Consider the following 21708-nt stretch of genomic DNA (forward strand, 5'->3'; position numbering starts at 1 on the left):
AGGATCGTCAAGCTTTGTCAGGGTACATAGAGGACCGCTGGCTCAAGAAGCGGCCGAACAAGGAGACCGGGAAGCGGGAGCGCACCGATCTCTGGGGAAAGGGAGCGCGATATCGCGTAAAGGGCATACCCGGTGTCCGTGACCGCTCCTTTCATACCAGTGAGGACGCGAAGCAGTGGCTGGCCACGGCCCAAACTGGCACGATACGCGGCGAGTTCATTGACCCACGCGATGGGGCCATCCGCCTCGCCGACTACATCGAGCAGCACTGGTGGCCAGGGCGAACCGACGAGCCCTCCACTGAGGGGCCGATGCGCAGCAGGATCTGGAACCACATCATCCCCCTCCTGGGAGCGTTCGCTCTTCGGGACATCGACGCGGCGGTACTGCGCATGTGGAAGGCACAGCTGCTCTCCCGCGTTGAGGAGTCGACAGCAGAGGTGATCTGGATTCACCTCGCGACGATTCTCGGGGCGGCCGTCGACGACGGTCGCCTGCTCAAGAACCCGTGCAAGGCTCATCGAACCGTCAAGCCGCCGAAGCGGACGAAGAAGAAGGCCAAGGCGTGGGCGAGGGCGATCGTTGACTCGGTCCGCGCGAACGTGCAGGAGCGGTACCAGATCGCGGTGGACCTCGGCGTGGGCCTCGGTCTCCGGCAGGGGGAAGCGTTCGGCCTCGCCGAGGACGACTTCGACTTCGACGCTGGCGTCGTCCACGTTCGGCGGCAGCTGCGGTGGGACAGCAAGGGGCGGCCGTACTTCTGCTTGCCGAAGGGGGGCAAGACCCGCGACGTACCCATCGCTCCTAACCTCGCTCAGCGCGTCCGCGCACACTTCCGGCGGTTCCCGCCGGTCCCCTGCACTCTGCCGTGGCGCAACCCTGAGCCGCCGATGACAGACCTCGAAGCGCGGCAGCGAAAGCCGATCACGGTCCGGTTGGTACTCAGCACGTCGCAAGGGAACCGTGTCGTCTACAAGACGTGGAACGAGCGGAGCTGGAAGCCCGCACTCGCAGCCGCGGGGGTCCTCAAGGTCGTCGGTGAGAAGGTCCAAACGTACGGCGGACGCATCCGCAAGTACCCCGTCTTCGAACTCTCGCGCGAGGACATGTTCCATGTCCTGCGGCACACCTACGCCAGCGTGCAGCTTGAGGCTGGAGAGTCCATCGTGAGCCTCGCGCAGTGGCTCGGTCACTCCTCCCCGAACATCACCCTGGACCACTACGCTCACTTCATGCCCGAAGCGGGTCGGCGGGGGCTCGCGGCCATGGACACGTGGTTCGCGCCAGCCCAGCCGCAGAAAATCCCTGAGAAGTCCCTGGGCGCCCCGTGGATCAAGGAACTGAACCTAAACCCGCAGGTCAAGGACATGATCAGGTCTGCTGGGGCCATGAAGGTCAAGTACAAGGAGACCGCCCGCGGCGGGCTGGCGGTGAACGTCATCGAGTGCTGAGCTGATGGGCCAGTCGTCGGCCCGTCAGCGACGGGAAGCCGTCGGACTGCGCCTACTGGCCGCGGCGCCGGGTCGCGTGATGCTACAAGAGCGGAAGGAGGTGGATCGGCCGGGCTCGGGAAGCGGACAGAGTGCGCTCGGCCTTCCGGCACAATGGAGGCCATGTCCAGCGTCACCGACCCGCTTGCGAACTCGCCGACCGGCGACCCGGGCCGGGACGAGGAGCCATATCGGCCGTTCGCCCACCTCACCACCGACAACTGCGCCCTCTACCGCCAGGTGGTAGGGGTCTTCGTGCGGGCCAAGCAGGAGTTCACCGTCCATCTGCGCCCGGAGGACGTGCACTTGGGGCTGCCGCCGGACGCCCGTCCGCCGCTGGAATCGGTGGCAACCGCGCTGGAGCGGCTCGCCAAGTGGGGCAACCTGCGGGCCGATCCGGACACCAGCCGGGTCACCGCACTGGAGGACTTCTACCGCGCCCGCCACATCTACCAGCTCACCCGTGCCGGTGAGGCCGCCGAGGAGGCGCTGGCGGCGTACGACGAGGCATTGGGCCGGCGCGGTGAGCTGCAGGCGGTCGCGCTGGCCGACATCACGGTGCAGTTGCGGGCGCTGCTGGCGCTGGCCCAGCGGCCCGAACCCGACCCGGCCGTGGCGCACCTGTCTCTGCTGTCGCTGGTGGACCGCTTCTCGGGGCTGGCGGAGAACGCCCGGGCGTTCATGAACTCGCTGCAGCGGACGGTCGATCTGCACGAGGCCGAGGTGGAGGTGTTCCTCGCCTACAAACAGCGGCTGATCGAGTACCTGGAGCGGTTCATCGAGGACCTGGTCACCCGGGGTTCGGAGATCGCCGGCCTGCTGGCGGAGCTGGGCGCGCCGCCGGAGGGTCCGGTCGGACCGCTGCTGCGGCTGGCCGCCGAGCGCGAGGCGTCGGACGCGGCTCCGGATGCCGCCGCCGAGGCGCTGGCTGCCGCCGAGCGGCGCTGGCATGGGCGCTGGGACGGGCTGCGGGCGTGGTTCCTGAGTGTGCCGGGGCGCAACTCCCAGGCCAAGCTGCTGCGTTCGGCCGCCCGCCAGTCGATTCCCCAGCTGCTCGCTGTGGTCCAGGCGTTGAACGAGCGGCGGGCCGGACGGTCGGACCGCTCGGCCGACTTCCGGGAGCTCGCCCGCTGGTTCGCCGAGGCACCCGATGACGAAGCCCGTCACCGGCTGTGGCGGTCCGCCTTCGGGTTGTACTCGTCCCGGCATCTGACGATCGACCAGGAGTCGCTGGCCGAGCAGGAGGCCGAGCCGGCACCCGCCGCCGCGTCCTGGTACGACGCGCCGGGCGTGCGGATCAGCCCACAGCTCCGCCGAACCGGTTCGTACGAGCGGCGCGGCCGGGCCAGGGCGGTGCAGGACCGGACCGAGGCGAAGGCGTACCTGGCGGAGCTGTCCCGCAAGCAGGCCGGGCAGACGGCGGCCGCCCGCGCCCGGCTGGCCACCCGGGGAGAGGTGCGCCTGAGCGACCTCGGCGAGTTGGACCGGGATGCCTTCCGGTTGTTCCTGCTGCTGCTCGGCGACGCGCTGTCGGCGTGGCGGCCGGGCATGGAGTCGGTGTCGGCTACGACCAACGACGGGACGATGGAGATCAAGCTGACCAGGCTGCGCGGCGGCGGGGTCGCCGAGATCCACACTCTCGACGGCATCCTGCGGGGTCCGGAGCACGTGGTCGAGATCATCGACCTGGCGGCGCAGCGCGAACCGGTCGGTAGCGGGTGGTGAGTGACGACCGGCTGGGTGACGCCCTCGCCGCGCAGCGGGCCGAGGAGGTCCGGCGGGCCGCACGAGCGCTGCTGCGCCGACCGCTGCTGCGTGCGGGCAGTGACGAGTTCCGGCTGGTTCGGCAGCACGCGGCCGAACTGCGGACGTGGTTCGAGCGCAACACGGGCTGGGCCTTACTGGTGGACTCCGAGGTGGCCCGGCTGCGCCGCATCCCGGGGCGGGGCACCGATCCGAGCCACCCGGCGCGGGATCAGCGCACCTGGCTTCCGTTCTCCCGGCGGCGCTACGTCCTGGTCTGTCTGTGCCTGGCGGTGCTGGAGCGCGCCGAGCACCAGATCGCCCTGGGGCGGCTGGCGGAGCAGGCCGTGCTCGCGGCGGCGGACCCGGCACTGGAGGCGGCGGGCATCGACTTCACGCTGGCCGACCGCGAACAGCGCACCGATCTGGTGGCGGTCGTCCGGCTGCTGCTGCAGTGGGGCGTGCTGGCCAAGGTCGCCGGGGATGAGGATGCGTTCCTCAAGGCGGCCGGTGACGCCCTGTATGACGTGGACCGCCGCGTGCTGGCGGGGCTCCTGGTGTCCCGGCGCGGCCCGAGCACCGTGCGTGCCGACGGTTTCGAGGAGCGGCTTGCCGAGCTCAACGCCGAGGTGCTGCCGGACAGCGACGAGCTGCGCAATCGCGCGCTGCGCCACACCCTGACCCGGCGGCTGCTGGATGATCCGGTGCTGTACCTGGACGAGTTGTCGGAGGCCGAGAGCGCGTATCTCGCCTCGCAGCGGGGCGCGTTGACCCGGCGGATCGGTGAGCTCACCGGCCTGGTGCCGGAGGTGAGGGCCGAGGGCGTCGCGATGGTGGACCCGGACGATGACCTGACGGATCTTCGGATGCCGGAACAGGGTACCGACGGACATGTGGCGCTGTTGGTCGCCGAGTACCTGGCGGGGAGGGGCGGCACCGTCCCGCTGGCGGAGCTCCACCGGCAGGTGACCGCGTGGGCGCTGGACCATGCCGGGTTCTGGCGGCGCAGCGCGACCGTTCCCGGCGCCGAGACCGAGCTGACCGAGCAGGCCGTGGAGCGGCTGGTCGCGCTCGGGCTGCTGGAGCGGGCGACGGCAGCCGACGGAGCCCCCGCCGTCCGGGCCCGCCCCGCACTGGACCGCTACCGCGTCGGCGAGGCGATCCTGCTGGAGCCGGGCCAGAGCGCCCCCAGGAAAGGCCGTCAGAAATCCGCGAAGAGCACGAAGGGCAAGAGGACCCGATGAACACGACTGCCGGGACACTGCTGCCGTCCCCCGGCCGCACCCGCTGGCAGCCGCTGCGGGTCGGCCTGGTCGACCTGTTCTACTACGACGTCGAGGAGTTCCACTTCCGCGCCGGCCGCCTGCTGTTGCGCGGCAACAACGGCACCGGCAAGTCCAAGGTGCTCGCCCTGACCCTGCCCTTCCTGCTGGACGGCGACCTATCCGCGCACCGGGTGGAGCCTGACGCCGATCCCAAGAAGCGGATGGAGTGGAACCTCCTGCTCGGCGGCGAGCACCCGCACCCCGAGCGGCTCGGCTACACCTGGATCGAGTTCGGCCGCCTCGACGAGGACGGCACCACGCACTACACCACCCTGGGCTGCGGCCTGAAGGCGGTGTCCGGCCGGGGCATCGCCCGGCACTGGTTCTTCGTCACCGACCAGCGGATCGGCCCGGAGCTGAGGCTGCTGGACTCCACCGGCGCCGCGATCACCCGGGACCGGCTGGCCGAGGCCCTGGACGGTCGTGGCCTGGTGTACGACTCGGCGCGGGCCTACCGCCGGGCGGTGGACGAGGCGCTGTTCGGCCTCGGCGAGCAGCGGTACGCGGCCCTGGTCGACCTGCTGATCCAGCTGCGCCAGCCGCAGCTGTCCAAGCGGCCGAGCGAGAAGGCGCTCTCCCAGGCGCTCACCGAGTCGCTGCCGCCGATGGACCAGGCTGTGATCGCGGACGTCGCCGAGGCGTTCCGGTCTCTGGACGAGGAGAAGGACCAGTTGGCGGCGATGGTCGCCGCCGAGCGCGCTGCCCATGCCTTTCTCCAGCACTACCGCCGGTACGCGCAGGTCGCCGCCCGGCGCAAGGCCCGAACGCCCCGCACACGGCATTCGCGTTACGAGGCGCTGCGCGCCGACCTGAACACCGCCGAGCAGGAGTTCGAGGCAGCCGGCACGGCGCTCGCTGAGGCCGCGGCCCGGCTGGTAGAGCTCGACCAGCGGCGGGCGGGCCTGCGCGCCCGGGACGAGGTGCTGCGGGCGGGGCCGGAGATGCGCAGTGCCCGGGAGCTGGAACAGGCCGCCGAGCTGGCCGAGCGCACCGCCCGGGACGCCGGGCGCGCCGAGACCGACCGCGCAAGGGCCGAGGACGAGCTGGCCAGGTTCGCCGCCCGGCTCGGTGCCGCGCGCTCCCGGGCGGAGGCGGCCGAGCGTGCCCAGGAGGCCGCACTGGCCCGGGCCGGTGAGGCGGCGGCGGCCGCCCGGCTGGAGCGGGAGCACGCCGACCGGGTCGTCCTCCCGCTCGCACAGGAGGAGACCCCCCAAAGCGCCCAGCGCGGCGCCGCCGAGTTCACCGCCCGCCGACTGCGTTCGATCGCCTTGGTCGAGGAGCACCTGGCAGCCGCCCAAGGCTCGTTGCGCGAACTTGACCGGTCGCGCCGCCAGTTGGAGGACGCGGACGCGGAACTGGCCCACCGCACCGAGCTGCGGGCCGACGCCGAGGAGAGCGCGGCGCAGGCCGGTCATGACTACCTCGCGGCCGTCCGCGCGCACTTCACCGGGTGCGCCCTGCTCCGCCCAGCCGACCCCGAGGGTGTGCTCGACGACCTCGCCCAGTGGGTCGAGACGCTGGTCGGCGCCGACCCGTCCCGGATGGCCGCACAGCAGGCGGCCTCCGCGATCAATGCCGAACTCGCCCGCCGCCGCGCCGTCTTGGAGGCCGAGCAGCAGGAGGCGCAAGAGCTCCGCGACCGGCTTCAGGCCGAACTGTCCGAGTTGCGCGCCGGAGGCCAGCGCGCCCCGCGCGCCCCGCACACTCGCTCCCCCGAGGCGCGGCGGGACCGCCCCGGCGCACCGCTGTGGCGCCTGGTCGACTTCGCCGACGAGAGCCTGGCGGAGGACCAGAAGGCTGCTCTGGAGGCGGCGCTGGAGGCATCCGGACTGCTGGACGCCTGGATCGGCCCGGACGGCACGGTCGTCGCCGCCGGCACCTGGGACACCCTCGCCACCGTGGGCGCGCCGCTGGACGGCCCCTCGCTGGCGGGCGTCCTGCGCCCGGCGGTGAATCGTGACGACCCGGCCGCGGCGGCCCTGCCGAACGACCTGGTCGCCCGGCTGCTGGCCGGCATCGGCCTGCTCGGGCCGGACGAGTTGCTCCCCGGCACCGGTAGCTGGATCGGCCTGGATGGCCGGTTTCGCCTCGGCGCGCTCACCGGCGCCTGGTCCAAGCCGGCTGCCGAGTACCTCGGCGAGGGCGCCCGCGAGCAGGCGCGGCGCGCCCGGATCACCGCCATCGAAGCCGAACTCGCCCAGATTGCGGACCTGTTCGACCGCCTCGCGGCTCGTTTCGAGAGCCTCGACGCGGACGTGCGCACCCTGGCCGCCGAACAGGCCCTGCCGGACGACGCCGCCCTGCGGGGTGCGCACGCCGCCGTGGCGGCGGCCCACCGGGAGCACTCCCGCGCCGCCGAGCGCCGAGAGGCGGCCGAGCACGCAGCCGCCGAGGCCGCCGCAGCCGCCGAGCAGGCCACGGCCGAACTGCGCTGCCTCGCCGAGGAGCTCGGTGTGCCCACTACCGCCACCGGCCTGCGCGAGATGCGCGAAGCCCTCGGCGGCTACCGCGAAACCCTGGCGGCGCTCTGGCCCGCCGTACGCGAGGCCCGAGCCGCCCGCGCCGCACTCGCCGCCGAGCAGAGCGACCACACCCGCGCCGCAGAGCACACCGCCGAGCTCGCCGAGCGCTCCCGCATGGCGGCACGCGAGGCCGTCGGCGCCGCGGAGCGCCACGAGACGCTCGCCGCCACCGTCGGCGCCGCCGTCGCCGAGCTGCAACGCCAACTCGCCGACGTGGCCGCCGCGCTGCGCGCATGCGAGGAGGCCGAGCGCGCCGCCCACCGCGAGCAGAACGCCGCCACCGGTCGCCGGGCCGCCGCCGACGCCGTGCGCAGCCGGGTCCGCGCCGAGATCGAGGAGGCCGGCCGGACCCGCGCCGAGGCCATCGACGCGCTGCGCCGCTTCGCCGCCACCGGCCTGCTCGCCGTCGCCCTGCCCGGCCTGGAGATCACCTCCGACTCGTGGGCGCCCGAACCCGCCGTCCGCCTCGCCCGCGCCGTCGAGCGCGAACTGGAGTCCGTGGACGACTCCGACCCGGCCTGGGAGCGCGTTCAGCGCAAGATCACCGAGGAGCTCAAGGAGCTATCCGACGCGCTCGCCCGCCATGGCCACACGGCCGCCGCCCGGATGCTGGAGGACGGCCTGGTGGTCGACATCGTCTTCCAGGGCCGCGAACGCTCAGTCCCCGAGCTGGCCGCCGCGCTGAGCACCGAGGTCGCCGACCGCCAGCATCTGCTCTCCGCCCGCGAGCAGGAAATCCTCGAGAATCACCTGATCACCGAGGTGGCCGGAAACCTTCAGGAACTCGTCGGCGCCGCCGAGCAGCAGGTGCTGCGGATGAACGAGGAGCTCAAGGACCGCCCGACCAGTACCGGCATGCTGCTCCGTCTGGTCTGGCGCCCCGCCCGCAACGCCCCCGGCGGTCTGACCGCCGCCCGCGACCGGCTGCTGCGCCAGTCCTCCGACGCCTGGAACGCCGCCGACCGCGCCGCCCTGGGCGAGTTCCTCCAAGCCCAGATCGGGCGTGCCCGCACCGACAACCCGGCCGGCACCTGGCTGGAACACCTCACCACGGCCCTGGACTACCGTGCGTGGCACGAGTTCGGTATCGAGCGGCACCAGCACGGCAGGTGGCAGTCGGCCACCGGACCGGCCTCGGGCGGCGAGCGGGTGCTGTCCGTCTCCTTGCCGCTCTTCGCCGCCGCCTCCTCCCACTACGCCTCGGCTGGCACCCCGCACGCCCCGCGCCTGGTCACCCTGGACGAGGCGTTCGCCGGTGTGGACGACGACTCCCGTGCCAAGTCCCTCGGTCTGCTCGGAGCCTTCGACCTGGACGTGGTGATGACCTCCGAACGCGAATGGGGCTGCTACCCGCAGGTCCCGGGCCTGGCCATCGCCCAGCTCTCCCGCGTGGACGAGATCGCAGCCGTCCTGGTCACCCGCTGGGAGTGGGACGGCCGCCGGCGCACCCGCATCCCCGACGCCGAAGTGCCGGGCCAGCGCCAGGCGGGCCTGTTCGCCTGACCATGGATCTTCCCCGCCTGCGGCGCCTCCTCGGCGGCCCCGAGACCGCCTGGTTGCTGGAACGCGCCCGCGACCGAATGGCCGCCCTGCGGCCGCTGGACACCCCCGCCACCCTCAAGGCCGCCACCCCTGCACAGCGCCGCGCGGTCGAGCTGCTGCTCGGCCGCCGCCTGCGGGCGGGCACCTCCCTGACCGTGCCGCTGGCCGAGGTCGACCGCGTCCTGCGCGAGTCGTTGGCCTGCCCGGACGGCCTCGCGGCTGCCGTGGTCGCCCTCACCGGTCCGGTCACCGACAAACGAGCCCAGGACGCCGCCCTCGCCGCCGCCTGGCAGCAGGCGCTGGCCGAACTCGACCACCCCGCCGTCACCGACCGGCCCGAACTCGTACCCTGGCGAGCCAAGGTGGAGTCGACCGGCCTGCTCAAGCGCCTCTCGCAAGCCGACCCGACCACCGCCCGCCGACTTGCCGCCGACACGGTACGGGTACTCTCCGCGCTTCCGGCCGACGGTCTTACCCTCCCCGTCCTCGCCGCCCGCACCCTCGGCGACGCCCACGCACTGGACGACGGCCGCCCGCTCGCCGCGGTCGTCCTGTCGGCCGTCCGCGCCCTCGCCGCACTGCCCGCCGAGGCCACCACCGGCGCCGAAGGCCGCCGAGCGGCCTGGGCCACCGTCGGCGTGGCGTTGGACGAACTCTCCTCGCGGGTCCTCGTCCTCGGCCTGCCCGGTTCACCGCGTACCACGCCCGGCCGTGTCCTCGCCGCCGCGCACGAAGACGGTGAACCGTGCCTGCTGACACTTCGCCAGCTCACCCGGCAGCCGGCCGATCTCGGGCTGGCCGGGCGCACCGTGCGGGTCTGCGAGAACCCGGCCGTCCTCGCCGCGGCAGCGGACGAACTCGGCCCCCACTGCCCTCCCCTGGTCTGCGTCGAGGGCAACCTCTCCGCCGCCGCGCGCACCCTCCTGCGCCACCTCTCCGACCAGGACTGCCCCATCGCCTACCACGGCGACTTCGACTGGGGCGGCTTCCGGATCGCCACCAGTGTGCTGCGCCTGCCGACCGCCACACCCTGGCGGTACGACACCCCCTCCTACCTGACCGCCGTCGAACGCGGCCTCGGCGCCCCGCTCACCACCGGATCCCCGATCCCCACGCCCTGGGACCCTGCCCTGAGCACTGCCATGGCCCGCCACGGCATCCGCGTCGAGGAGGAACACCTGATCGACCGACTACTCGCCGACCTCCGCCAGTCATAGGGCCGCTCAGCTCCCGGTCGAGCCCGGTCGGTGACTCGGGCAGCCGACGAGGGCCCCCGGGCCAGACCCACCGGCGCCTCACCGTCAAGATGGCACATGTATTAGCGTCGGTACATGTCCATGAAGAGGACCAACGTCTACGCCGACCCCGAAGATCTCGCCCTCATCAAGGAAGCCGCAAGCCGTCGGGGCATCCCCGAGGCGGAGATCATCCGCGAAGGCATTCACCTGGCGGCCATGGCAAACCGTGTCTGGGACGAGCCCTTCGACTGGCCCACCTTCGACGGCAGCGGTGAACCGGTCACCGGCGAAGAGGTCACCGCGGCGGTCGCCAGGGGAGCCTCCAGGCGGTGATCGTAATCGCCGACACCTCCGGCATCATCGCCGCCTCCGACCGGAATGCCCCCGAGGCCGCTACCTGCCAGGGCGTACTGCGTGATGCCGGTGATCATCTCCCCGCTGGTGCTCGCGGAGGTCGACCACCTGGCCAAGGTCCGCTTCGGGCCCACCGCCCGGACCACGATCATCGCGTTCATCCTCACGCAGGTGCACAGCCTGCGATTCCAGGTCCCAGAGACCAGCACCGAAATCCTGGGCGCAGCACAAGCCGTCCAGCGGTGACACGCCGACCTGGACCTAGACCTCGCCGACGCGGTGAACATCGCGCTGGCGGCCGAGTATCGCACCGACGCCGTACTGACGCTGGACCGCCGCGACTTCCGCGCGGTGCGTCCACTCACCCCGCACAAGGCGTTCCGGCTACTGCCCGACGACCTGTAGACAGCGCCCGGCGGTACGCCGGTGAGAAAGTCCCTGAGAAGTCCCTGACGTTGCCGTGGATCAAGGAATTGCCCCATAAGCCTGGGTCGGCGCGGCCAAAGGGTCTGACTCGGTCTCCGTCCACTGTGATCCCGAAGGCGCCCGCGCCGCCGATGCTCGTCCGCTCGGACGCGATCCCGCTCCCGGGGCGGTATTCGCCCGGCCAGGCGGCGAGTGCGACGGATGCCCGATGCCCGATGCCCGATGCCCGATGCCCGATGCCCGATGCCCGATGGGCCAACTCCCTGCGGTGACCGAGGACATGGCCGTCCGCGAGGGGAGCTACGTCGGACTGGCCCCGGTCGCCGACGAGCCGCCGTTCGGCCCGGCTCCTCAGCCGCGGGGTCACCCCCGGGGCTGGACACCGTCCAGGGCGACGGGCAGATGGCGGGGGCCGCGCAGGATCGGGTTGCGCCGGTAGGGGGGCGGGTCCGCGACCAGTCGGGGGTTGCGCAGTCTGCGCGCGAGTTCGGTGAGCGCGAACTGTGCCTCCAGCCGGGCGAGCGGTGCTCCGAAGCAGATGTGGATCCCGCTGCCGAAGCCCAGATGCTGGTTGTCCCGGCGATCGGGGTCGAAGCGGTCGGGCTCGCTGAAGCGCCGCGGGTCCCGGTTGCCGGACGCCAGGGCGAGCCAGACGGACGAGCCTTCGGGGATGACGGTTCCCGCGATGTCGACGTCGGCCAACGCGACGCGCTGCGGCAGCAGTTGGACCGGCGGCTCGTAGCGCAGCAGTTCCTCGACGAGGGGGGATGCCAGATCGGGGTCGTCCGCGAGCCGTTTGAGATGCTCCGGCTGCCGCAGCATGGTCAGCATGCCGTTGGTGATGAGGTTGACGGTGGTCTCATGACCGGCGATGAGGAGCAGTACCGCGGTGGTGATCTGTTCGATCGGTGACATCCTCCCGTCCGGGCCGTGGTCGGTGGCGAGCACGGAGAGCATGTCGTCGCTGGGGCTGCGGCGGTACTCCTCGATGAGTCCGCCGAGGTATCCGCCGAGTTCGATCCTGGCCTGCTGGGCGGCGCGCTGCCGGTCCGCTTGGCCCTCGTCCCCCGTGGGGTCCAGACCCGCGACGACGGCGTCGGCCCAGCCGTGGAAGCGGGATTCGTCCTCGCGCGGAACGCCGAGCAGGCGGCAGATCACCGTGACCGGGAACGGGTAGGCGACCTCGTCGACCAGGTCCACCTGCTCCTTGCCCTGCAGTTCGTCGATGACGTCGGAGATGATCCGCAGCAGCTCCCCCCGCATGTCGAACACCCTCCTCGGGCTGTGCGGCGGCCCGAACGCCCGCATCGCGAGCCGCCGCAGCCGGTCGTGCTCGGGCGGATCGAGCCTGATGAAGGAGGGCGGCAGTCCGGACTCCTCCTCCGCGGCCAGCCCGCCGCCGCGGCCGACGAGGTTGCGGATGTCCGAGCTGAGCCGCGGGTCGTGCAGGAGGCTGATGATCTCGTGGTACGTGCCGACCAGGTAGGTGCCGTCGTCCTGGCGGGCCACCGGCGTCCTGCGCAGTTCGGCGTAGAGCGGATACGGGTTGGCGCGGTTGGCGTAGTCGGTGATCTGCTGGAGCAAGGTGCCGGAGGTCATGGACGGGTCTCCTGCGGTCTGCGGGGTCGGTCTGGTCGACCGCCGTGGGGGCGTTCATGCTCATAGAGGTGTCGATCGATCAATTCAGGACGCCCAGCCCATACTTCCAGCCAACGTCGGACGGTGACGGTCACCCTCCGGCGTGGCGAGGTAACTTCGGGTCGCTGCCGCCACACCAGGAGCACGAGGCTCCCAGGGACATGCGGCACGAGAGGTGAAACTGCCTTGCGCACCAGCCAAATCATGCTGGCTGAGACCCGCACGACAGAGCCTGAGGAAGAATTCGAGGTCTTCCCGTTCACCACCGCCTGCCAGGTCATCTGGGAGGAGGGTGACCATGTCCTCATCGGCGTGAGCCCGGGAAACAGTTACTTCTCCGCACCGCGCATCTGCGCTCTCGCACAGTGGGCGGCACGCCGTTTCGAGAAGGTGGACTTCGTCCACGCCGATCTCCACGTCGACGCGTTGTTCGCCGCGTTCGGGTACACGCCCGAGCATGCCGCCCGCCGCGCCATCAAGGAGATCAAGGCGGTACGGCGGAGAATCCTGCGCGGAGTTGAGGTGTCCGGCGCCGCGGATCGCATCCGGGTCAGCGCGCTGTCGGAATTCACCGGTCATCCGGAGTACCGGCTGCTGCGCCGCCGGGTGGACTTCCTGCTCGACCACGACGCCGAACTGCGCCAGGGCTGCGACGCGATGATCCAGCAGTTCCTCGCGCCCCGGCTGGTGGACTCCGGCCAGCCCGCCACCGCGGAGCAACTGCGGGCCTGCCGCGACTACATCGCCGCCGAGCTGCCGTTCTTCATCGACACCCCCAGCATTCTGCGGGTGCCCTCGTCGGTGTGCTGCTATCACGTCGTCCTGCCGCTCACCGAAGTGCTGTACGGGCGCGGTGGGGGGCTGCGGGCGACCCGTAACCAGGCGTACGCGGTGGTCCGGCCGGAAAGGACGGTGCGCGATGACCGTCGAGCAGCGTGAGGGGGGCGCGGACCTGCCGCTGGAATTCCCGTTCTCCCGGCGGGGGGACGCGGTTCCGGCCGAATGCGCGTGGCTGCGCGAAAAGCGGCCCGTCGCACGGGTCCGCACACTGACCGGCGACGTGGCCTGGCTGGTGAGCAGTTACGCACTCGCCAAACAGGTGCTGGAGGACGAGCGGTTCAGCCTGCGGCACACGGCGGCCCCGGGAGTCCCCCGGCAGTACGCGTTGACGATTCCCCCAGAGGTCGTCGACAACATGGGCGAGATACACAGCGCCGGACTGCGCGAAGCCGTGATGAGGTCGCTCGCACCGCGTTCGGATCCCGGCCTGGCCGACTGGCTGCGCGACCGGGCGCACGACCTGATCGACGCCCTGGTGGCCGAGGGCGCCCCGGTCGATCTGCGGGCCGGCTTCGCCGATCCGTATTCGGCGGCGCTGCACTGCAAGGTGATCGGGGTGCCGTACGCGGACTGGCGGCGGCTGATGTCAGGACTGGACATCGCGTTCATGACCAGTGCGCGGCCGTTCGCGGGTGCGACGGCGAGCTGGCGCAAGGACCACGGCTACATGCTGGAGCGGCTGCGCCAGGCCGAACCGAACGGCGGCGGCCTGCTGGGCCGGTTCGCCGCGCTGCGCGCGCCGGAGGACGGCGGTGGGCCGTCGGACGAGCAGTTGGCGACCGTGGCGGTCTCGCTGTTCGGCGCCGGTGCGGTGAGTACGTCGGCGTTCCTGGTCCATGCCGTCCTGGCGCTGGTCCGCGAACCGGCGCTGGTGCGGCGGCTCCGGGACGAACCGGAGTCGGTGGGGCGCGCGGTCGAGGAGCTGCTGCGCTACAACCTGTCCATCGGCGACGGCCTGCCCCGGCTGGCGACGGCGGACGTACGGCTCGGCGATGTGCTGGTCAGGGCGGGAGAACTGGTTCTCGTCCTGGTCGAGGGCGCCAACTTCGATCCTGGGGTGTTCGCGGACCCGGAACGGCTCGACCTCGACCGGGCGGACAACCCGCATCTGTCGTTCGGCGCCGGTTCGCACTTCTGCCCGGCCTCCGCGCTCGGCCGCCTGCACGCGCGGGTCGCGCTGGGGGCGCTGGTGGAGCGGCTGCCGTCACTGCGGCTCGCCGTGCCTCTGGGGCAGCTGGTCTGGCGTACCGGCTTCATCAAGCGGCTGCCGGAGCGGCTGCCGGTCACCTGGTAGAGCGAACCGCATAAAATGCGGCGTTCCGGGCAGCCCTCCGCCGTCCGGAACGCCGCTATTCGTTCCTAATGCCGCATACCGATTCACGCCCCCGCAAGGCTATTACCAAGCATTAGCCACCACTTTCAAGGGTGGTGGCGCGTATCACCTTCGATTCCACCCGCGCTACGCCGGTTATGCGCCTTACGCCCGAAATGCCCGCTTGTCTCCTCCGCGCCCTCCGTGCGAGAGTCGTCGACAACGGCCCCCATTGACCCGGGCTCGGTCGTGCCACGTGCGCCGTGGACCACACCCCCCCTTGCTCCTCGGCGTCACGAAGAAGCCCCCATCGCGTCCGCAACCCGGCGCTGGGGGCTTCTCGTTTGTCAGCGTTCTTTTGTCAGCGTTCTTGTCAGCGTTCGACGACCCGCTTCTCGAACCAGGTGGTCTTGCCACGGGGCAGCAGATCCACCCCCCACCGGTCGGAGAGCTTGTCGACCAGGAACAGCCCGCGCCCGCTGGTGTCCAACTCCCGCACCGGCAGCAGACAGGGCAGCGCGCGGGACGGGTCGCGGACCTCGACGCGGATCCAGCCCCGGCGGCGCAGCATCCGCAGACCGAAGGTGCGTGCCCCGGTGTGCCGGACGGCGTTGCCCACCAACTCCGAGACCAGTAACTCGCAGTCCTCACCGAGCTGCGGCAGCGCCCACAGCCGGAGCACCGCCAGGGTGAGCCGGCGTGCGGTGGACGCGGACTCCGGGCGCGAGGTGAGCCGCACCTCGTCGAGCGACGGGTTGCCGAGCAGTACGAGAGTGCTGGCGTCGTACCGGTCCGGCGGCATCGACACCCACGCCGCCGCGGTGATGCTCGCCCGTTGTGCCTGCTCAGATCCTCCCCGACCCACCATGCGTTCATCATGGCCGCCCAAGCACCGGTTCGGGCCAGAACCGGGGGAATTGAACCCACCCCAACGATGCTTCCCGGCCACCTCGAAGGCATATGCCGAAGGCAGCAGCACCCCCTCCACAGCCCCGCCCACCTGCTGTGATCACCAGCGGACCGAGGGTGACGAGCCGTCGCGGACCAGACTCCCTTAAGCCTCTCTTAAGGTGGCCTTAAGCTGATGTCCGCTGCCGCCCGTCACCCACACGGCCGCCCAACCGGCCCTGGCTCAGCCGAACTTGGCCTTACCCGGCCCCTCCTCGACGAAGCTCCGCATGCCGATCTCGCGGTCCTGGGTCGCGAACAGCCCGGCGAACAGGCCCCGTTCGATCGCCAGGCCGGTCTCCAGATCCGTCTCCAGGCCGCTGTCGACGGCCTCCTTGGCCGCGCGCAGCGCCAGCGCCGGGCCCTTGGCGAGCTTCGCCGCCCAGGTGTACGCCTCCTCGTAGACCTTCTCGGCGGGGACCACCCGGTCGACCAGGCCGATGGTCAACGCCTCGTCGGCGGTCACCATCCGGCCGGTGAAGACGAGGTCCTTGGCCTTGGCCGGGCCGACCAGGCGCGACAGCCGCTGGGTGCCGCCCGCGCCCGGAATCAGGCCGAGCAGGATCTCCGGCTGGCCGAGCTTGGCGTTCTCCGCCGCGATCCGTACGTCGGCGCACAGCGCCAACTCGCAGCCGCCGCCCAGCGCGTAGCCGGTCACCGCGGCCACCACCGGCTTGGGGATGCGCGCCACGGCGGTGAAGGAGTCCTGCAGCGCACGGGCCCGCACCGCCATGTCCTCGTACCCCATGGCCTGCATTTCCTTGATGTCCGCGCCCGCCGCGAACACCTTCTCGCCGCCCCATACGACGACGGCCCGTACGTCCTCGCGGCGGGTGGCCTCCTCCGCGACCTCGCGCAGCCGGTCCTGGGTGGCCACGTCCAGCGCGTTCATCGGCGGACGGTCCAGGCGGATGATGCCGACGCCGTCGGCGGCCTCAAGGTGAACAGTCATGGCCCGACGGTAGCGCCCGCCTACGACAAACGGCCCGCCGGGGCGGGCCGTTCACCGTATGTCACCGCTAAGGGTTGATCACTGACCGGCGGTCCACTGCGACCACGGCATGTTCCAGCCGTTGAAGCCGTTGTCCGGCGCGACCGTCTTGTCGTTGGAGTTCTTGACCACCACCACGTCGCCGATCATCGAGTGGTCGTAGAACCAGGCCGCCGGGCTGCCGTTGTCACCGCCGCCGCGGATGTCGTGCAGGCCGACGCAGCCGTGGCTGGTGTTCTCGCTGCCGAACACCGATGTGTTGCCCCAGTAGTTGCCGTGGATGAACGTCCCGGACTGGCTGAGCCGCATCGCGTGCGGCACGTCCTTGATGTCGTACTCGCCGCCGAAGCCGACGGTGGAGCCGTCCATCCGGGTCACCGGGTCCTTCTCGCTGATGACCATCTTCCCGTTGTACGTGGTGTGCTCGGGGGCACCCGCGGAGATCGGGATGGTCTTGATCGTCTTGCCGTCCTGGGTCACGGTCATCTCGTGCGAGGCGGCGTCAACGTAGCTGACCTGGTTGCGGCCGATGGTGAAGTGCACGTCCTTGGACTGCGAGCCGTACACGCCCGGCGAGCTCTGCACGCCGTTCAGCTTCAGGCTCAGGGTGACCTTCGTACCGGGCGCCCAGTAGGACTCCGGGCGGAAGTCGATGCGCTGGTTGCCGAACCAGTGGCCGACGATCGGGACGGACGGGGAGGCGGTCACCTTGATGCCGTTCTGCACCGCCTTGGTGTCGTCGATCGGCCGGTTGAAGTTGATCGAGACCTCGGTGCCGACGCCCACGGTGGCGCCGTCATCGGGAGTGAAGAAGCCGATGAAGCTGTCCTTCGGGACGACCGTGGTGAACGTGGCGTGCTTGGCCGACTCGCGGCCCTGCGAGTCCTTGGCGAGGGCGTCCACCGTGTACTTGGTGGAGGTACTGAGGTTGCTGTCCGGCACCCAGCTGGTGCCGTCCCCGGAGATCTTCCCCGCGATCGCGGTGCCCTTGGCGTCCTTGACGGTCACCTGGCTCAACTTGCCCTGGCCGACGGATATCTTCAGCGCACCGCTGGTGGCGACATCGGTCGCGCCGTCCTTCGGCGCGACGTTCACCACGGCCTGCGAAGCCTGTTTGTCCGACCCGCCGGAACCCGCCTTGTCCGATCCACCGGAACCGTGTCCGCCGCACGCGGTCGCCAGCAGCAGTACCGCGCCGATCGCCCCGGCCAGCACAGACCGCTTGGCGCCCGACGCCGCCCGGGTGGACCGCCGCACCGGCGGCTGATGTGACAGCAACTCGTCTCTCCCCTCGCGCGACCGTCCGCTTCCGCCCCCGGGCCCGCCTTGACGGCATGCCCCGGTAGCGATCCTGCCCGGTCGAACTCGCACTGATCCCCCGTGTATGCGCCGAGATGCCTTGACCGCACCCGCACAGGCGTCATCCACGCTCGCCGATAGATAACCACACTGATGGTGCGTAGGAAGCTACGGGATTGTCACCGTTCCGTCCCAGTCCGCTGCGAACCGCCCGCAACTGGGTACAGAAGGGCGGACATTCGGCCTCAGCCGGGTGGGATCAGGGGGAGCTCACCGCCGACCCCGCGAGCCACTGCTCCCACGTCAGGTTCCAGCCGCTGAGCCCGTTGTCGGGTGCGACGGTCGCGTCATGGGCGTTGACCACCTCCACCACATCGCCGACCAGCGAACTGCCGAAGAACCAGCCCGCGGGGGTCTGTGCGCCGCCGCCCTTGACGTCGGACAGGCCGACGCAGCCGTGACTGGTGTTCGCGGCGCCGAAGGTGTCCTTCGGCGACCAGTAGTTGCCGTGCACGAACGTCCCGGACTGGGTGAGCCGCATGGCGTGCGGCACGTCCGGGATGTTGTACTCGCCGCCGTAGCCGACGGTGTCCCCGTTCATCCGGGTCACCGGGAGCTTCTCCGAGATCACCATCTTCCCGCCGTACGTGGCGTGCTCCGGGCTGCCGGTACTGACCGGCAGGGTGCGCACCACCTGCCCGTCACGGCGCACGGTCATGGTGTGCGCCTCGGCGTCCACCACACTGGTCTGGCTGCGGCCGATGGTGAAGACCACGTCCTTCTGCTGGCTGCCGTACACGCCGGGCGCGCCCTGCACGTCGCGCAGCCGCAGCCGCAGGTCGACCTTGGTGCCGGGCGTCCAGAAGTGCTGCGGACGGAAGTCGAGCCGCTGGGCGCCGAACCAGTGCGGGGCCACCTGGGCGGCGGGCTGGGCGGTGACGGTGATCGCGCGCTCCACCGCGGCGCGGTCGGCCACCGAGCGGTTGAAGGTGATCGACACGATCATGCCGGCGCCCACCGTCGCCCCCGCTTCCGGGGTGTAGAAGGCGATGAGTCGGTGCTGCGGCACCAAAGTGGTGAACTCCGCGTGCTTGGCGGCCCGCCGCCCGTCCGAGTCCTCGGCGAGCGCGTCCACCGTGTACTTGGTCTCCAGCGCCAGCTTGCCCGTCGGATGCCAGGCGTGCCCGCCGGAATCGATCCGGCCCGGCACCTGGGTGCCGGCCGCGTCCGCCACCTTCACCTGGGTGAGCACGCCGCCCTCGGCCGTCACCGACAGCGTCCCCGTGGCCGGTACGCCGGAGGCGCCGTCCCGCGGGGTGATCCGGATCGTCGTCTGGGAGACCGCCGGGGCGGCCGCGCCGGTGCCGCGCCCGTCCCCGCCCGCACCGCTGCCGGTGCCGCCGCCGCCAGTGCACCCGGCCAGCACGACCGCACCGGCCAGCACGCATCCGGCCACCGATCCCGTACGCGGCAGCCTTCGTACCGCCCCGCGCACCCACGCAACCACTGCACTCGTCACGCCGGGGTCAACGACTTCCAGGACTACGGGTTCCGTGAGGACGGCCCCTTAACCGGGAATGACACCATGAAGCCATAAGGGAGAACGGAACCGCGCGCGGTACGGGACACCGCCGCCGGTCCCGTAGAGCCGCGGGAGGCCGCCACGTGTCGAGCGCACCCGATCAAGGTCAGGCCACCGCCGCTCCCGGCGGAACCGCGAGCGGCAACGGCGCCGCCGTCCCGACGCTGACCGGCCCGCTCCGCATCACCCACCCGGCGCAACCGGCCGCCGACGCCGCCCAGCGGCGCCCTGACGCCCCGCCACGTCCGGTGTGGCCCGGCGCACCCGAACCGCTCGGCGCGCGCTTCCATATCGGCCCTGACGGCACGCCAGGCAGCAATTTCGCGCTGTGGGCGGGCGGTGCGGAGGCGGTGGAACTGTGCCTGTTCGACGCCGACGGCACCGAGACCCGGCTGGCGCTGCCCGGGCTGACACACGAGGTGCGGCACGGCTTCGTGCCCGGCGTACGGCCCGGCCAGGCGTACGGCTACCGGGTGCACGGCCGCTGGGACCCGTGGACCGGCGCCCGCTGGAACCCGGCAAAGCTGCTGCTCGACCCGTACGCCCGGGCGGTGGACGGCGACTTCGGGCTGCCCGCGGAGGTCTACGGGCACGTACGGGACTGGCCGGACCGCCCGGTCGCCGACACCGTGCGGGACAACCGCGACTCGGCCCCGTTCGTCCCCAAGGGCATCGTGGTGGACGACGACGATGACTGGGAGGACGACCACCGGCCCAAGACGCCGTGGTCCGACTCGGTCATCTACGAGCTGCACGTACGCGGTTTCACCATGCGCCACCCGCAGATACCGCCCGAACTGCGCGGCACCTACGCCGGGTTGGCGCACCCCGCGGCGATCCGGCACCTGACGGAGCTGGGGGTGACCGCCGTCGAGCTGCTGCCGGTCCACCAGTTCGCGCACGAGGACCATCTGCTCCGCCGGAACCTGCGCAACTACTGGGGCTACAACTCGATCGGCTACTTCGCGCCGCACGCCGCCTACTGTGCCTCCGGCACCCGCGGCCAGCAGGTCGGCGAGTTCAAGCGGATGGTGCGTGCGCTGCACGCGGCGGGCATCGAGGTCATCCTCGACGTCGTCTACAACCACACCGCCGAGGGCAGCGAGCTGGGGCCGACGCTCTCCCTGCGCGGCATCGACAACCGCGGCTACTACCGGCTGGGCGACGACCCGCGCGGCTACGCGGACTACACCGGGTGCGGCAACACCCTGCACGTGGTGCAGCCGCAGGTACTGCGGCTGATCACCGACTCACTACGGTACTGGGTGACGCAGATGGGCGTGGACGGCTTCCGCTTCGACCTCGCGGCGGCGCTGGCCCGAGGCATGCGTGCCGACGAGGATCCGGTCATGCTCTCGCCGTTCCTCGCGGTCATCGCCCAGGACCCGGTGCTGCGGCGGGTCAAGTTGATCGCCGAGCCGTGGGACGTCGGCTCGGGCGGCTACCAGGTGGGGGCCTTCCCACCGCTGTGGACCGAGTGGAACGACCGCTACCGCGACGCCGTTCGCGACTTCTGGCGGGGCGCCAGCGGGGACCTCGCCGACCTGGGGTACCGGCTGTCCGGCTCCAGCGACCTGTACGCGTGGAGCGGCCGCCACCCGTACGCCTCGGTCAACTTCATCACCGCACACGACGGTTTCACCCTGCGCGACCTGGTCTCCTACGACCGCAAGCACAACGAGGCCAACGGCGAGGACAACCGGGACGGATCGAACGACAACCGCTCCTGGAACTGCGGCGCGGAGGGCGAGACGGCGTCGGAGCCGGTACGGGAGCTGCGCCAGCGGCAGTTGCGCAACCTGCTGAGCACGCTGCTGCTGTCCACCGGTGTGCCCATGCTGGTCGCCGGCGATGAGATGGGCCGCACCCAGGGCGGCAACAACAACGCGTACTGCCAGGACAACACGGTCAGTTGGGTGGACTGGTCGCTGCTCGACGTGCCGCGGTGGCGTGAGCTGTTCGACCTGGCGGCACGGCTGATCGCGCTGCGCCGCGACCATCCGGTGCTGCGCCGCCGGGCCTTCTTCTCCGGGCTGCCACAGGGCCAGGGCGGGCTGCGGGACCTGGCGTGGTTCACACCGCAGGGCGAGGAGATGACGGAGGCGGACTGGTTCGCACCGGCCGCCACACTTGGCATGTATCTGTCGGGCCAGGACATTCCGCAGCACGGTCCCACCGGCCGCCGGGTCCACGACGACAGCTTCCTGACCGTGCTGCACGCCGCGGCCACCCCGACACCCTTCACCCTGCCGGGCCCGCCGTGGGCGCGTACCTACGAGGTCCTGGTCGACACCTCGCGGGGCCCGGACGCCTCGGCGGAGCCGTCCGGGCCGAGGCGGTACCGCGCGGGCACCACGATCACCGTTCCGGAGCGGTGCCTGCTGCTGCTGCGGGCCGAACCCCGATAAAACCCCGTGGGCGTTGTCAGCGGTGACCTCTAGTCTCTCAATCGAGGGAG

The 21708-nt window shown here is 71.3% G+C and carries 16 protein-coding genes; 11 read left to right on the forward strand and 5 right to left on the reverse strand.

Annotated elements, in window-relative coordinates; all coding sequences use genetic code 11:
* The first annotated feature begins 14 nt into the window (after nucleotides 1–14).
* The 8 genes from P2L57_RS01310 (at nucleotide 15) to P2L57_RS01345 (ending at nucleotide 10619) form a co-directional block, all read left to right on the forward strand.
* On the forward strand, nucleotides 15–1451 hold the full coding sequence (locus P2L57_RS01310; RefSeq protein ID WP_275806764.1) for a tyrosine-type recombinase/integrase: 1437 nt from the start codon (nucleotides 15–17) through the stop codon (nucleotides 1449–1451).
* A 162-nt stretch (nucleotides 1452–1613) separates the two neighbouring features.
* On the forward strand, nucleotides 1614–3215 hold the full coding sequence (locus P2L57_RS01315) for a TIGR02677 family protein (RefSeq protein ID WP_275806767.1): 1602 nt from the start codon (nucleotides 1614–1616) through the stop codon (nucleotides 3213–3215).
* Complete coding sequence (locus P2L57_RS01320; RefSeq protein ID WP_275806770.1) at nucleotides 3212–4477, forward strand: TIGR02678 family protein; 1266 nt, start codon at nucleotides 3212–3214, stop codon at nucleotides 4475–4477. Before P2L57_RS01315 ends, P2L57_RS01320 begins: the two co-directional genes overlap by 4 nt.
* Nucleotides 4474–8583, forward strand: a complete 4110-nt coding sequence (locus P2L57_RS01325) for a TIGR02680 family protein (protein WP_275806773.1) — start codon at nucleotides 4474–4476, stop codon at nucleotides 8581–8583. The genes P2L57_RS01320 and P2L57_RS01325 overlap by 4 nt, the downstream gene beginning before the upstream one ends.
* 2 nt (nucleotides 8584–8585) lie before the next feature.
* A complete protein-coding gene (locus P2L57_RS01330) occupies nucleotides 8586–9839 on the forward strand; it encodes a TIGR02679 family protein (protein WP_275806776.1) in 1254 nt (417 codons plus the stop codon).
* 114 nt (nucleotides 9840–9953) lie between these two features.
* Nucleotides 9954–10193: a ribbon-helix-helix domain-containing protein gene (locus tag P2L57_RS01335; protein ID WP_275806779.1), complete on the forward strand. Its 240-nt coding sequence runs from the start codon at nucleotides 9954–9956 to the stop codon at nucleotides 10191–10193.
* 81 nt (nucleotides 10194–10274) lie between these two features.
* The gene (locus tag P2L57_RS01340; protein ID WP_275806782.1) at nucleotides 10275–10460 is read left to right on the forward strand and encodes a PIN domain-containing protein; all 186 of its coding nucleotides are present in this window, start codon (nucleotides 10275–10277) and stop codon (nucleotides 10458–10460) included.
* Nucleotides 10461–10493: 33 nt separating this feature from the next.
* Entirely contained in the window at nucleotides 10494–10619 is a 126-nt protein-coding gene (locus P2L57_RS01345; protein ID WP_275806785.1) for a PIN domain-containing protein, read from the forward strand.
* A gap of 384 nt (nucleotides 10620–11003) precedes the next feature.
* On the opposite strand, the gene P2L57_RS01350 is transcribed toward P2L57_RS01345, so the two are convergent.
* On the reverse strand, nucleotides 11004–12239 hold the full coding sequence (locus P2L57_RS01350; RefSeq protein WP_275806788.1) for a cytochrome P450: 1236 nt from the start codon (nucleotides 12237–12239) through the stop codon (nucleotides 11004–11006).
* 225 nt (nucleotides 12240–12464) lie between these two features.
* Here P2L57_RS01350 and P2L57_RS01355 point away from each other — a divergent pair, with 225 nt between their 5' ends.
* Nucleotides 12465–13217 (forward strand): tRNA-dependent cyclodipeptide synthase, encoded by a 753-nt coding sequence (locus P2L57_RS01355; RefSeq protein WP_275806791.1) that lies wholly within the window; start codon nucleotides 12465–12467, stop codon nucleotides 13215–13217.
* On the forward strand, nucleotides 13198–14412 hold the full coding sequence (locus P2L57_RS01360) for a cytochrome P450 (protein WP_275806794.1): 1215 nt from the start codon (nucleotides 13198–13200) through the stop codon (nucleotides 14410–14412). Before P2L57_RS01355 ends, P2L57_RS01360 begins: the two co-directional genes overlap by 20 nt.
* 391 nt (nucleotides 14413–14803) lie before the next feature.
* Here the strand turns inward: P2L57_RS01360 and P2L57_RS01365 are convergent, their stop codons facing one another.
* From P2L57_RS01365 to P2L57_RS01380, 4 genes are all read right to left on the reverse strand, one after another.
* Nucleotides 14804–15298 carry an ATP-binding protein gene (locus P2L57_RS01365; RefSeq protein ID WP_275806797.1) on the reverse strand — a complete coding sequence of 165 codons (495 nt, stop codon included), beginning with the start codon at nucleotides 15296–15298 and terminating at the stop codon, nucleotides 14804–14806.
* A gap of 264 nt (nucleotides 15299–15562) precedes the next feature.
* Nucleotides 15563–16330 carry an enoyl-CoA hydratase/isomerase family protein gene (locus P2L57_RS01370; RefSeq protein WP_275806800.1) on the reverse strand — a complete coding sequence of 256 codons (768 nt, stop codon included), beginning with the start codon at nucleotides 16328–16330 and terminating at the stop codon, nucleotides 15563–15565.
* 78 nt (nucleotides 16331–16408) lie between these two features.
* Entirely contained in the window at nucleotides 16409–17644 is a 1236-nt protein-coding gene (locus P2L57_RS01375) for a L,D-transpeptidase (RefSeq protein ID WP_275807582.1), read from the reverse strand.
* A gap of 283 nt (nucleotides 17645–17927) precedes the next feature.
* Nucleotides 17928–19163 (reverse strand): L,D-transpeptidase, encoded by a 1236-nt coding sequence (locus tag P2L57_RS01380; RefSeq protein WP_372515583.1) that lies wholly within the window; start codon nucleotides 19161–19163, stop codon nucleotides 17928–17930.
* Nucleotides 19164–19333: 170 nt separating this feature from the next.
* On the opposite strand from P2L57_RS01380, the gene glgX reads away from it, so the two are divergent.
* Nucleotides 19334–21658: a glycogen debranching protein GlgX gene (gene glgX, locus P2L57_RS01385; protein WP_372515568.1), complete on the forward strand. Its 2325-nt coding sequence runs from the start codon at nucleotides 19334–19336 to the stop codon at nucleotides 21656–21658.
* The last annotated feature ends 50 nt before the right edge of the window (nucleotides 21659–21708 follow it).

Source organism: Streptantibioticus ferralitis (assembly GCF_029223525.1).
GTDB classification, from domain to species: Bacteria; Actinomycetota; Actinomycetes; order Streptomycetales; family Streptomycetaceae; genus Streptantibioticus_A; species Streptantibioticus_A ferralitis.